Here is a 13,661-nt window from a genome sequence, read left to right as displayed (position 1 = left end):
GCTGCGCAAGGGCTGCCACAGAACAGGAAAGCGGTGCAGGAAAACTCCTGCACCGCTTTACCGCATCCGATTGGCACTGGCCAACCTCTGGAACATGCTCTATCTATCCCTCAATCAAAGTTCGGGATGATTCATGTTTAATCAGCTTTGCATTATTCCAGATGCCTCTTCTTTTATCTGCCCAGAGATGCCCTGTAGCGGGTGTGAGCGTAGAAGCACTGTTGTTATTACTCTACAATAAAAGGAGAGGGGCTGAAGCAAAGTATAAGTATAACAAAGGCAAGTATACCCAGTGTACGGCGCGCCGGCGTTATCGGAGTCTCGATGATACTGGAAGGATGAAACAAACCCATCACCCTCGATAACAGTAATCCGAAAACAAGCCAGCCACTGTAGCCATCGGCTGTCGGGTAAAAGCTAACGATAAGCATCTGCGCTGCCAGTACGATTCCTGCCAGGTACAAAGTATACTTTATATGCGGCGTGGCGGGCTGCAGCACAAAAACCAGGTACAGCAGGTAAAAAGGCCACATCCAGATATATGCTTCCAGTGCCGGAAATAAACCTGATAAGCTGTACTGCAGCAGGAACATACCCATAGTAGCTGCTATGGCAAAACGGCGGTTATCCAATAACCTGGAATAAGCCCAGTAAGCAAACGGCGCAAAAATAACCAGCAGGTCTTCCGACCACAGCGGTTCCCGGTAAGGCGATATAACTCCAAGGCCGGCATAAAGTATAAACAGGCTGAAGAAGATGGGAGAGATACGGTTAAACTTTTCGTAGCCGATCAATCCGTATAGCACATGTCCGCCATCCAACTGGCCTATTGGTAATAAATTTAAGGCCGTAAAGAACAAAGCCAGGTACCCTGCAAACAATAGCGGGTAATGCATCATCTCGTACTGGTTAGGGACCAGTGCCGGGTCTGCCACATACTTCTCGAAAAGTATAAACAACAGGTTTTTGCCTAATGCCAGGTTTCCGAATCCGTTCTGGTAAACATGCTGCGCATAATCCAGGCCATACTTTTTATAGGTTGGGTGTATGGTAAACACATACTCCGGCTCAGGCAAATGGGTAAAGGCGTAGAACAGCAAAGGTATAGCTACCACGAAACCAGCCAGCGGACCGGCAATTCCGATATCAAAGAACTGCTGACGCGACAGAATCCGGCTTTTGATCCGGATAAAAGCGCCCATGGTTCCGATGGAGGATGTAATGCCAAACCATAGCGGGATGTAGTAGGGCAGGGTAACCTGTGTGCGGTAATACCTGGCAGTAAAGTAATGGCCAAACTCATGCACCGTAAGCACACCCAGAAAAGGTAGCGAAAAGTATAGGCCTGCAGCAAACTCAGCCCAGCTTATACTTCCCGTCCAGGTAAAGCCTCCTGCATCTATAAAAAAAAGTTTGCCAAATGTCCACTCTGTTCCGGCAATAGTGGTAGTTACCAGTGTAATGCAGAACAAAAGCAGGTGCAGCCCATACGTTTGCTGCTTGTTAAACTGCCTCATCCGCAAAAAACTCATTGATGGTAAGTGGTGGTTGCAAGTGCAGCGTGTGTATGCCTACTTCTTTTGCGCTTTTAATGTGCTGTATGCTGTCATCTATAAACAAGGTTTCGTCTTTGGACAGGTTGTGCTGGTTCAGGATCATCTCAAATATAACTGCATCCGGCTTGCGTTTGCCTACTAGGTGCGAGTAATAGGCTTCTTCAAACAGCGAATCAAGGCTTGGTATCGAAAAACTGCGCTGTACTATCTTGTTGAAAGCCTCCAGGTGAATGGCGTTAGTGTTGCTTAGTAAAAATATGCGGTACTTCTTGCTCAGTTCTTTTAGCAAATCGATCCGCTCCTGGGGTATATCCAGCAGCATGGCGTTCCAGGCATCGTCGATCTGTTGGTCGGTAACGTCGCGCATCTGGTAAGTTTTGCGCAGGTCATTTCTGAAATCTTCAGGAGTACTGTCGCCGGTTTCGAAAAGGTCGAACAAATGGGATTGTTCCTTCTGGCTATACTGCACCTGGCAGTCATCTTTGCAGAGCTTTTGCAGCTCTTCTATACTTTTGTTGTAGTCTATGTTGATGATTACTCCGCCCAGGTCGAAGATGATATTTTTAATTTTTGTCAGCTCCACGAAAAAAATAATTGGTTAGGATTTGAAATTTTGAATACAAATATGTAGAATTGCACTCCCAAATCAAAGAAAGCACCTTTTTAGCGATCTTCAAGGGACGGGCCTATAGCTCATTCGGTTAGAGCAACTGACTCATAATCAGTAGGTGGCTGGTTCGATTCCAGCTGGGCCCACAATAAAAGCACTTATTTCTGAAAAAGAGATAAGTGCTTTTTTGTTTACTCCCTGCCACAGTTGTATCTCTTCAGCTAACGAAATTTAGTTGCGTTCATGCAAAAGCCATTATACTTCATTATAACTTTATAAATAGTATTTTAGCTGTATAAATTAAATGGAGAGCAAAGCACCTCGTTTTGAATTAATTAGTAGATTCCCTTGTTGCAGCGATTATTTAAGAACTGTTAAGGCCAATCTTCAGTACTTTTATATAACTATAATAAGAATTGTTGTTTTATTTCTACTTTATTGGTAACAGATGTTTGCTTTTGATAAGCCGGGTGTATTAGAAAAACTGATCAATGCTACACTCGATATTTTTGGGTGTGTTGATAGCAGCGGTTGTTTTGTTTTTGTAAGCGATGCAGTTAGTCACATTTTAGGCTATAAAAGTGAAGAGTTAGCAGGTAAGCATTTTTCTTCTTTTCTGCACCCGGACGATATAGCGCGTACAAATCTGTTTTTTAACGAGGTTCTGAACCTGTCACATGAGGTTAGCTTCAATAACCGGTACATTCATAAAAGAGGCTATATTGTTCACATGTACTGGTCAGGCGTCTGGATAGAGAACAAAAACATGCTGTATTTTGTAGGACGGGATATAACTGAACAAAGACTCGGTATACAGCAGCTACAGGAGAAAGATGAACTGCACAGGGCCTTGGTTGAGCATGGTACCGATATGCTTGCCTTGTTCGATGAAAATGTACATTTCACCTATAGTGGAGGATCAACTGAGCGTTTACTTGGGTACCCTGCAGAAAACTTACTGGGGGTGAATGCCTTTTCTCTAATCCACCCGGATGATGTAGAGATGGTCCAGGAAAAACTTGTTCTGGCATTAAAATCAGAAGAGCAAGTAACAATTTCGGACATCCGGTTTCTACATGCCAATGGGAAGTGGCGGCGGCTTGAGACCAGTCTTAGCAATCAGTTACATAATCCTGCTGTAAGAGCACTTGTTACCAGTTCACGCGATGTAACGGATAAGTACAGAAACAGACAGCGGCTAATCGAAAGTGAGCAGCGCTTCAAGTCTTTGTTTGATAATAGCCCGGATGCAGTTTTAGTAGAGAACCGGGAGGGAATAATACTTGAAGCTAACCAGGCTGCGGAAAGCCTTCTTGGGCTTCCTAAATATAAAATCCTGCATAGGCCTGTCTTTGATTTTCTCCCGGCAAATGCTCTTGAAATGTGCGCCGGTTATCTGGAAGATGCCTTTAACGGAAAAACTGTAAAGTTTATACTTACATCTGAGTTTGAAGGCGCCGGCAAATTGGTGCTGGAGATAACTAAAATACCTGTTAAGGTAGATGGCGAAGTACTGGCTGTGCATAGTATTGTTAAGGATATTACCGCTGTAACAAACTATCATGAAACAGTGGAGCTGCATGCAAAGAAGCTTACAACTATTTTTGAAAGTATAACGGATGCCTTCTGTACCATTGGCCGCGACTGGAAGTATACGTATGCTAACAGCGAGTTTGAGCGCCTTACTAGGTCTAAAAAAGAAGAGTTCATAGGTAAGAGTTTCTTTGAGCTGTATCAGGATTCGCCGACCAATATCTTCTACAAAAACTATCGGTACGCCATGCAAACCGGCAGCAGCGTACACTTCGAGGCTTACTCAACGGAACTAGGCATGTGGTTGAGTGTAAGAGCTTTCCCGTCGGAAGAGGGGCTTTCCATCTATTTTGTTGATATAACAGACAGAGTGGAAGCACAGCGGGAGCTTCAACAGCTTTCGCTTGTAGCAAGGCACACAACTAATTGTGTTATTATAACTAACGCAGCGCGTAAAGTTGAGTGGGTAAACGACAGCTTTACAAAGCTTACAGGGTATAGCCTGGAAGAGGCTTTAGGAACAGTACCCGCTGAGTTGTTGCAGGCGCAACATAAAGATGAGTACCCACTTGAGGCAGTAAAAGACGAAATGCTCCGTGGTACGCCTATTTCTAGGGAAGTGTGCAGCCGCCGTAAAGATGGAGAGTTAATTTGGTTCTCGTTGCAGGTAAACCCTGTTTTTGGAGAGCACGGCGAAATTGTAAAGTTCGTTACCATACTTACAGATATAACAGAGCGAATAAAGTCGCAGCAGGAACTGGAAATGCTTTCGCTGGTTGCCAGCGGTACCGACAATGCCGTGATCATTATGAATGCAGATGGACTGACGGAGTGGGTAAACGTAGGCTTTACCAAAATGACAGGCTATACTATTGTTGATTTGGCCGGAAGAAAACCCGGAGAGGTGCTGCGAGGCGAAGAAACAGATAATATAACCCTGCATAAGCTGTGCGAAAAGCTTAAGGAAGGGGTTCACTTTAACGTAATGATAGCCTACTACCGTAAGTCCGGTGAGAAGTTCTGGGCCTCTATAGACACTACGCCTATATTTGATAACAATGGTATTGTTACAAGATTTGTAGCCATACAGAAAGATATTACCTACAAAAAAGAGGCAGAGGAAAATCTGCTTAGAATGACACAGGACTTGAACCGGCAGAACACAGACCTGCAGCAGTTCACTTACATTGTGTCGCATAACCTAAGGGCTCCGGTTGCTAATGCAATAGGTTTAGCGAACCTGCTCTCAAAAGTGAGCAAGGATAACGCATTATATGACGCTTCGCTTGCTCACCTGAAACAAAGTGTAGAGCAGCTGGATATTGTTCTGAAGGATATGAATACGATTCTGAGCGTACGAGACGGTAATGGCAATCTGGAACTGGAGAAGATCAGTATAAAGCTGGTTGTAGAGCAGGCCCTCTCTACTTTGGAAGAGTCTCTGAAGAAATGCGATGGGGAGGTTTTGCTTACAATTGCTGATAACTTAGAGGTGAAGGCTAATAAGGCTTACCTATACAGTATATTTTACAACCTGCTTTCCAACGCAATAAAGTATAGGGCATCAGACCGCAGGCTAAGAGTGGAAGTTAAGTGCCAGGCCATTCCGGATAAAGGAGTATTGGTCATCTTCTCTGACAACGGCTCAGGTTTTGACATGGATAAGGCCAGGGATAATGTTTTTAAGCTATATAAACGGTTCCATCAGAATAAGAATGGGAGGGGCATAGGTCTCTACTTGGTAAAAACCCACCTGGAGGCAATGGGTGGTAATATAAACGTTACAAGCAAGACAGGAGTAGGAACAAGTTTCCAGATTTCTATTCCATAAACTATAAGTATGAAAGTATTCGTCATAGACGATGATCACCTAAGCGTTTTTCTGACGCAAAGTATACTAAACCTTGATACCGCAACTACAGAAGTTGTAACGTTCCTTTCCGCAGAGGCTGCGCTGGAGACTATGGCAGAGCTTGACAATACTGCCATGCCTGATGTGATCTTTCTGGACCTAAACATGCCGCTTATGGATGGATGGCATTTTCTGGATGCCCTTGCTAAGCTAAAACCAGGCGTGGAAACGAATTGCAGCATCTATGTGCTTACCTCATCTCTGGATGTTTCGGACAGTATAAAAGCAGCAGCATACAGCATGGTTTCCAGGCTATTGCATAAGCCGATAACCAACGAAGACATAAGCCTGATTTATGAGCATATTGCAGCAAAGAAAAAGGCGGCACCGAAGCGGCAAGACTCTTACGTGGCACCGACGTAAAACCATCAACGGGAATAGTGTAGGTGATTTATTAATTTTGTGACAAGAGAGGAAAGAATAACTATTTTTTGTATTGTTCCAGCCACTCTAAAGCACTCTTTTTTTCTGTAAACAGGCGGGTAGGGTTTACTGGTTTGTTTACCATAACGTAAAAATTAGCCATCATTTTAATAACCGTTGAGCTGCTAAGAATGGCGCTGGCTATAATACCTTTATTCCCTTCGTTTGCAAAGTAATCGCGGGCTTCTTTTGTAAAATGCTTTATGGTTATAGCATCTATCAGGCAGGGGTAATCTTTTTCCCCTGTAAACTCTAACCGGTCTTTAACGCATTGTTTCGCTACCTCCAGGTCAAGGTTTTCAATGTTCTTATAACGGAAATGAAGAATGCCGTCAACAATAAACATCTTGACAAAAGGGGTTTCTTTTGATTTTAAATTCTTTTCCAAATTATACGGCTAAAGTGAAATGCATTCTTTTGTAAGTCTGGTGTTCGTTAAAAGCAATTATACTAAAAATAGTGGCAAAAATAAGGCATAATCACATAATAGATACGGTAGACTCTGTACTTTCTGTGTCAAAGAAAAAGGGTATCATTCATTTGCATGCCGAAGATGAGTCGTTGAGTGGAGAATCGCTTACACTTAATGGCCGGAAAGTGCTCCATTTTGGTACCTGTGGTTATCTGGGCCTGGAGCACCATGCTGCTGTAAAACGAGGAGCTATAGATGCCATTGAGCGTTATGGTACGCAGTTCCCGATGTCGCGCACGTATGTGTCTAATCCGCTGTATAGTGAACTCGAAGTCCTGATACGGGAGATGTACAATGCCCCGGTAGTCATATCAAAAAACTGCACACTTGCCCACCAGACAACAATCCCGGGGATAATCCGGCAGACCGACCTCGTTATACTAGACCACCAGGCACATGCCAGCATACAGGAAGCTGTAAAAAAACTGCTGGGACAGGGCATAGCTGTTGAAATGATCCGGCATAACAACCTGGAGATGCTCGAAGACCGCATAAAAAAACAACGCAACAAGTATGAGCGCATCTGGTACATGGCTGATGGTGTGTACTCGATGTATGGTGATTATGCACCCATAAAAGAAGTGATAGCTCTGGCCGAAAAGTATGAGCAGTTATACTTGTATGTAGATGATGCACATGGCATGAGCTGGGCTGGCAAGCATGGCACAGGTTATGTAATGAGCCAGATGGAGGATGGCCTATACCGTAAGATGGTACTCACTGCGAACCTGGGCAAAGCGTTTGGGGCTTGTGGCGGCTTATCGTTGTTTCCAAACGAAGAGTGGTATAACAAGGTAAACACCTTTGGCGGACCACTTACCTTTTCGGTGCAGATAGAGCCAGCCACGCTGGGCGCCGCGCTGGCATCTGCCCGGATACACCTTAGCAATGAGATTTATACTTACCAGGAAGAACTTCAGAAAAGGATTGCATACTGCAATACACTGCTTAAAAGCACAAACCTGCCGCTTGTGCACGAAAACAATAGCCCTATCTTCTTTATTGGTACAGGTACCATGGACATGGGCAACTACCTGGTACAACAACTTTTGCAGGATGGTGTGTATGTAAACCTGGCTACTTTTCCGGCTGTGCCTGCTAAAAATATTGGTATCCGTATCACTATATCCCTCAACAATTCTTTTGAAGATATTGAAAGGATGGTACAAAAACTAAATTACAATTTCCGAAAAGCACTGTTAGTTACAGACCAGACCGATGCGAAGATCAGGAAAGCATTTAAGCTGCCCGAAAATTCCACTGATGCTAAATTAACAGACCCGAGAAATAAGGAAGCTTCTCTTTGTTTAAAAAGCTATACTTCTGTAAAAAGTATATCCGAAACTACATGGAACAGCCACTTGGGTAAAAATGGGATGTTCGATTGGCGTGGAATGCAGTTTCTTGAAAGATCCTTTAGTGACAACGCAGAGCTGGAAAATAACTGGAACTTCAGGTATTATGTGGTAGAAGACAACCATGGCAAATTAATACTGATAACCTGTGCTGTAATTGCTCTGTATAAAGAGGACATGTTCTCCCAGGTGTCAGTTTCACGGATTATTGAAAAAGAACGGGTACTTAACCCGTATTATCTTACGGCCAAAGGCATTTTTCTGGGTACACTCTTTACCGAAGGTGATCACCTATACCTTAACAGGGATAATGACAACTGGAAACCTGCCCTTAAGCTATTATTGAACGAGCTATCTGAACTGCAGGAAAAAGAAGTTGTAAGCAATATTATGTTGCGCGATTTTGATGCCGCAGATCAGGAACTTCAGGAAATAATGATAGAACAGGGCTATGCAAAAGTCGATTTACCTGACTCCTGTACCATAGAGGGCTTAAACAGCCAGACAGAAGCTGAGTATGTGCAGTCACTTTCTCAGAAAAACAGGCGGCACTATGTACAGAAAATAAAGCGAAATCAGCATCATTTTAATGTAGAAGTTAAAGGCAGCCTTACAGCAGAAGAACTCGATTATGCGGTTAAGCTTTTTAGAAACGTTAAAAGTAATAACCTGGCTATAAACAACTTTCTGTTTCCGTTTAAGCTTTTTAAAGAGCTAAATGAAGATCCGGCCTGGGAGTTTATAATGCTTTATCTAAAAGAGGATTATGCGGCTGATAGCTTACCTGTAGCAGTGTGTTTCTGCCATCAGAATGCAGCTAAGGTATACAGCCCTATGCTTATAGGCATGAACTATGATTATTTGATAGAGTACGGGGTTTACAGGCAGGCGCTATTCCGGGTTATAAACAGGGCCAGTGCACTTGGGTGTGCTACCATCAACTTCGGTATTTCGGCATCTGTAGAAAAGAAAAGAATTGGGGCAAACTTAAAGCCTAAAGTGGGTTATTATCAGGCAAAAGATAACTTTGCCATGGAATTAATAGAAACTACTTTTTTGATTGAAAGAGAGTAGCGAACTTTGATGTAAACAACTTAGGGAAGTACAATAAACGTGCAGGTGCTTAAAAAGAGGATAGAGGAAATTATTACCCTGATTGCGGAAGTAGCAAACGGTAACTTTGATTACGAGCTTGAGCTTTCAGATGCTGGTAATGAGATGGATGCTGTTATTGCCGGGATAAGTATGCTTGGGCAAGAGTTGAAAAAATCTACTGTGTCCAGGGATTTTATGCAAAGCATTTATCAGGGTGTTGTAGATATGCTACTGATCCTGAATACAGATTTTACTATCCGGAATGTAAACGAAGCATTTGAAGAGGCAACAGGATGCAGCGAGGCAGAACTAACAGGTAAGCATTTTTCTGAATTGTTCAGCGAAACCGAAAGCCTAAAGCTGCTCGAAGCAATTTACAAACTGGAAGAAAAAGGCAAGTGCCTGAATACGGAGCTCCTGCTGCACACGTCGCGCCAAAGTACAATACCAGCCTCCTGTTCCTTTTCATACTTACACGATAATAAAAAGGAAAAGGACGGCATACTGATAATTGCGAAAGACATTACTGAACTTAAGAAGAAAGAGCAGGAGCTAAACGAAGCCAGAGAGAAAGCTGAAGCTGCAAATGAGGCAAAAAGCCACTTCCTATCGAGTATGAGCCATGAAATTCGCACACCGCTGAATGGTATACTTGGCTTTACAAACCTGCTACAGGATACTCCCCTTAATGCCACGCAGTCTCAGTACGTAAGCCTTATCCAATCTTCTGGCTCTAATCTTTCAAAACTCCTCAACGATATACTGGACCTTCATCGCATAGAGCAGGATAAAATTGCAATTGAGTCAATTCCTTTTGATATAAGGGCGGTTATAGCGTCGCATCTGGAACCATATAAGTACCTGGCCAGGGAAAAGAAAATTGACTTTAACTATACTTTCGGAGATGCAGTGCCACAGGTTATAACAGGCGACCCGACACGTATCAACCAGATACTGATAAACCTGGTAAGTAATGCCCTCAAGTTTACTGATAAAGGCTGTATAAAGGTGCATTGCGATGTGCAGGATGTTTCGGATGTAAGTAAGGAGGCAGTACTGCAGTTCACAGTCGCTGACACAGGCATAGGTATAGATCCCGAAAAGCAACAGATCATATTTGATTCCTTTACCCAATCTGATCAGTCCACATCGCGCAAGTATGGGGGCTTTGGACTTGGCCTGGCCATAAGCAAGAGACTCGTAGACCTGATGGGTGGTGAAATAGGCATTGATAACCAATGCGAAGGCCAGGCAGGTACAACTTTCCGGTTTTCAATCAGGGTAGGTTATCTGGAAGAGAAATCGCATGCCAGCAATAAGCAAGTCGAATTTGAAGAGGATAAAGCCTTTATGCTTCAGGAAGGAATTAAGGTGTTGGTGGTAGATGATAACCCGATAAACGTGTTTTTGATACAGGAATTGCTGGAACGTGTGGGGGCCAATGTAACAGCAGCCATAAGCGGATTGGAAGCCCTGGAGGCTTCAGATAAAACTCCTTTCGATATGGTGCTGATGGATATACAGATGCCAGGTATGGACGGGCTGGAAGCGGCAGGTAGATTACGCAAATCCGGTTTTAAAAGTCCAATCATTGCATTTTCGGCAAATGCCTACCAGGAAGATATTGATAAAAGTATAAATGCCGGCATGAATGACCACTTGTGTAAACCCTTTACATTTCAGGAGCTTGTAAGCATCTTAAAGCGGTGGGTGTAACTGTTATTTATTTAAAGTAAAAAGTAAAGCCTCTCCCAAATGGGAGAGGCTTTTTAGTAGATAGTAGGTAGTGGTTTGTATTGTTATCCTACGCCGTTTCCGTCGCCTTGCTTGGCATCGTCGTTACGGATTGATTTTTTACGGCGCGGGGGTTTTTGCTGGTCCATTTTACCGAAGCTGTAGTTAAAGCTAACCCGTACACCACGGTTAAAATTATTCATGACCATGTGCTGCTCATAAGCGCGTGGGTTTACCTTGGTAGCAGGTGCTTTTACGTCGTTCTTCATGCGCATGCTCTCCCTGAACGGGTTATCCAGGCCTAAGCTTATGCCACCTTTCTTGTTGAACAATTCTTTTTTGATGGCCAGGCCATGGTAAGAGAAGGCTGCAAACCTGCCCAGCAGCTGAATTCGCTGAGAGTTAAAGCCACCGTTAAACTGGGCACTAATGCCTTTGCCAAAAGTATAAGAAGAGTTAGCGTTGATGTTGTACATCCAGCCGCTGTTGCTGTTATACATGCTGTTCAAATCCACATAGTAGATGTTAGAGCTACCGCCGATGGTCCAGTTATTGGTTGGCTTAGTGTTACCAAATAAGCTAACGCCGTATGTTTTATTTGTTGCGATGTTCTGGAACGTAAGCAAGGTTGCTTCCCGCTGCGATCCGTCGTCATCCGTAACGGTAATGATAGAGGCGATAGGCTCAATGGCATTATCCGTATGGCGCACATAACCGGTAACATTGATCGATGTGGTTTTGAAGAAGGTGCTGTAGCCTAATTCATACAGATCTGTTAACTCGGCGTCAAGATTTGCATTACCCTGCACAAACGTGTTTGATGTTTGCTCCTGGCGGTAAGGGTTCAGGAAGAACATCGAAGGACGCTGTATACGCTGGGTAAAGTTAGCTTTGAACGTATGCTTGTTTTTCAGGCTGTAAGACAGCGCCACACTCGGTATAAAGTTATCATAGTCTGTGGTGTAGTCTTTGTCATTTCCGATTAGATCCGCACTGATATCCGTGAATTCATAACGGCCACCCAGTTTAACGTTAAGCTTCTTTTTTATGGCAAAGCCATAGGTCATGTAAGAGGCATACACATCCTGCTGGTAAAAGAAGTTGTCAATTCTGCTGGTTTCAGGCCTGTTGATAAACATATCGCGGTACACGGCATCACTTTCCACATCTCTTAATATCGTTTTGGCACCTATCTCCAAGCTGGTCTTATTCTTAAACGGATGCGTGTAATCAGCCTGGAAGGTTAGCTCTTTGTTGGCCCCATCATTCGAGTTGCGCTTTAAAGTATAAGGTGCTTCGCCTTCATTATAGAAATCCTGGCTAATTCTGTTCTCAGTATTGGTTACTGAGTAAAGAGACAATAATGCCAGCTCCTGACCAGGGTTTTTAAAGTAATGCGTAAAGTCCAGGTTATAGTCTGTGCCAATGCGCTGGTTGCGCATTACAATGTCGTTGAGGAAGCTTTCAGTTCTGAACGCATTCTTAGAATAAACTTCCTGATCATTGGTTACACGGAACTGCCCGCCGTTGGTACGTATACCACCAGACAAGCTGTTTTTAGGATTGAAATCATACTCAAAGCCTAATACGCCATTCATGAAAGCACCTCTTGGGCGTGTTTCACCACGCTGAAAGTTGAAAGACGTCTCGTCAATAGGTGTGGCAGGATCATCGTAGCCAGTAAATTCGTTGGTCATGTTGCCTTTGTTGTAGAACATGTTGCCACCAAACGTGCCATTGATGCCAAGCTTGCCGCGGCGTATGTTCAGGCTGGCGTTACCATTGCTGCCTCGTGTGCCTGCAGTTGCAGCCACAGAGCCGGTCACACCTTGCAGGCCACCGTCGCGCTTGGTAATAATGTTAATGATACCTGCTGTACCTTCTGCGTCATACTTGGCAGACGGGCTGGTGATCACTTCAACAGATTTTATCTGATCGGCAGGAATCTGCTTTAATGCGTCGGCAACACTACCTGCCATAATGGCCGATGGCTTGTTGTTGATAAGTACGCGTACGTTAGAGCTGCCGCGCAGCTGCACGTTACCATCGTTATCCAGCGACAGCGACGGTACTTTCTGTAGCACATCGGCTGCATTGCCACCTGCATTGGTTATGTCTTTTTCTGCGTTGTAAACGGTGCGGTCAATTTTTTCTTCAACCAAAGGCTTCTCGCCAGTAATAACCACTTCGCTCAGGCGCTTTGCATCCGATGCAAGAGACACAGTGCCTATGTTCAGGTCGGCATTGTCGGAATTTACTGTTACATTTTCAATGGTCTGCAGCTTATAGCCCAGAAACGACACGTTCAGTTTATACTGGCCTGCCGCCACTTTGGTAATGGAGAACCTGCCTTTATCGTCGGCCATGGTACCGTCTATGGGCTTACCGGTAGCTACGCTAATAAGTGCCACGGTAGCAAACTCAACAGGTTTGCCGGTTTCAGCATCCAGAATTACACCGCTGATTTTGGCGTTGCCTTTTGGTGCTGTAGTGCCAGGCACGGCAGCCGATTGCTGTTGTGCCGGGCGTGCCTGCTGGCTAGCCGGTGCCTGCGCAAAAGCAGGTGCGGTGCTAAGGCCAAGCAATAATAGTAATAGGTGCTTCTTCATAGTTTTAAAAGGAAAAGAAATTTGCAGATAGTATTTCTGTCTTATTCATATTTAAGTACAAGCAGTTTTATCGCCTCTTTACACAAAGTAAATCTGCTTTTATGACCTGTTAAAACAGAATATACCAGCACATATTAATTCTATATAAATAGGCATAAGTAACCGATGAGCAGTTGGTAGAATTATTTCGGGCTTTGATCGGTTTACTTTGGTGCAATGAAGGGGAAGAAGGAAGGGCAATCAGTCTGATTTCCAGATTGCAAACCCGCGCCAGCGAAAGGCGAAATAAGAGAATGAAACGGCCCTGCTCTTGAGAGGGACGATTAGTAGCTGCAGGAGATACATTTACAGAGAAGATATAA

At 43.9% G+C, this 13,661-nt stretch carries 8 protein-coding genes and 1 tRNA gene; 5 read left to right on the top strand and 4 right to left on the bottom strand.

Going from position 1 to position 13,661, the window contains the following annotated elements:
* Positions 1 to 227 precede the first annotated feature (227 nt).
* Positions 228 to 1,517 carry a site-2 protease family protein gene (locus K0O23_RS13470; protein WP_219877947.1) on the bottom strand — a complete coding sequence of 430 codons (1,290 nt, stop codon included), beginning with the start codon at positions 1,515 to 1,517 and terminating at the stop codon, positions 228 to 230.
* Positions 1,504 to 2,139 (bottom strand): HAD family hydrolase, encoded by a 636-nt coding sequence (locus K0O23_RS13465; protein ID WP_219877946.1) that lies wholly within the window; start codon positions 2,137 to 2,139, stop codon positions 1,504 to 1,506. The genes K0O23_RS13470 and K0O23_RS13465 overlap by 14 nt, the downstream gene beginning before the upstream one ends.
* 99 nt (positions 2,140 to 2,238) lie before the next feature.
* Here K0O23_RS13465 and K0O23_RS13460 point away from each other — a divergent pair.
* The 3 genes from K0O23_RS13460 to K0O23_RS13450 all read left to right on the top strand — a co-directional run bounded on the left by K0O23_RS13460 (position 2,239) and on the right by K0O23_RS13450 (position 5,974).
* Positions 2,239 to 2,312, top strand: a tRNA-Ile gene (locus K0O23_RS13460).
* Positions 2,313 to 2,614: 302 nt separating this feature from the next.
* Entirely contained in the window at positions 2,615 to 5,530 is a 2,916-nt protein-coding gene (locus K0O23_RS13455; protein WP_219877945.1) for a PAS domain-containing sensor histidine kinase, read from the top strand.
* A 9-nt stretch (positions 5,531 to 5,539) separates the two neighbouring features.
* On the top strand, positions 5,540 to 5,974 hold the full coding sequence (locus tag K0O23_RS13450; RefSeq protein WP_219877944.1) for a response regulator: 435 nt from the start codon (positions 5,540 to 5,542) through the stop codon (positions 5,972 to 5,974).
* 61 nt (positions 5,975 to 6,035) lie between these two features.
* On the opposite strand, the gene K0O23_RS13445 is transcribed toward K0O23_RS13450, so the two are convergent.
* The gene (locus tag K0O23_RS13445; protein WP_219877943.1) at positions 6,036 to 6,422 is read right to left on the bottom strand and encodes a DUF7793 family protein; all 387 of its coding nucleotides are present in this window, start codon (positions 6,420 to 6,422) and stop codon (positions 6,036 to 6,038) included.
* A 125-nt stretch (positions 6,423 to 6,547) separates the two neighbouring features.
* Here K0O23_RS13445 and K0O23_RS20400 point away from each other — a divergent pair, with 125 nt between their 5' ends.
* Positions 6,548 to 8,935: a GNAT family N-acetyltransferase gene (locus K0O23_RS20400; RefSeq protein WP_219877942.1), complete on the top strand. Its 2,388-nt coding sequence runs from the start codon at positions 6,548 to 6,550 to the stop codon at positions 8,933 to 8,935.
* 39 nt (positions 8,936 to 8,974) lie between these two features.
* On the top strand, positions 8,975 to 10,672 hold the full coding sequence (locus K0O23_RS13435; protein ID WP_219877941.1) for a PAS domain-containing hybrid sensor histidine kinase/response regulator: 1,698 nt from the start codon (positions 8,975 to 8,977) through the stop codon (positions 10,670 to 10,672).
* 83 nt (positions 10,673 to 10,755) lie between these two features.
* On the opposite strand, the gene K0O23_RS13430 is transcribed toward K0O23_RS13435, so the two are convergent.
* Positions 10,756 to 13,299, bottom strand: coding sequence for a TonB-dependent receptor domain-containing protein (locus tag K0O23_RS13430; RefSeq protein WP_219877940.1), 2,544 nt, complete (start codon positions 13,297 to 13,299; stop codon positions 10,756 to 10,758).
* Positions 13,300 to 13,661: the final 362 nt, after the last annotated feature.

The sequence above is a fragment of the Pontibacter aydingkolensis genome (genome assembly GCF_019443125.1).
In the GTDB taxonomy this organism is placed as follows: domain Bacteria; phylum Bacteroidota; class Bacteroidia; order Cytophagales; family Hymenobacteraceae; genus Pontibacter; species Pontibacter aydingkolensis.
The sequence above is the reverse complement of the archived record's forward strand: the minus strand, read 5'-3'. Positions and strand labels throughout refer to the sequence as shown.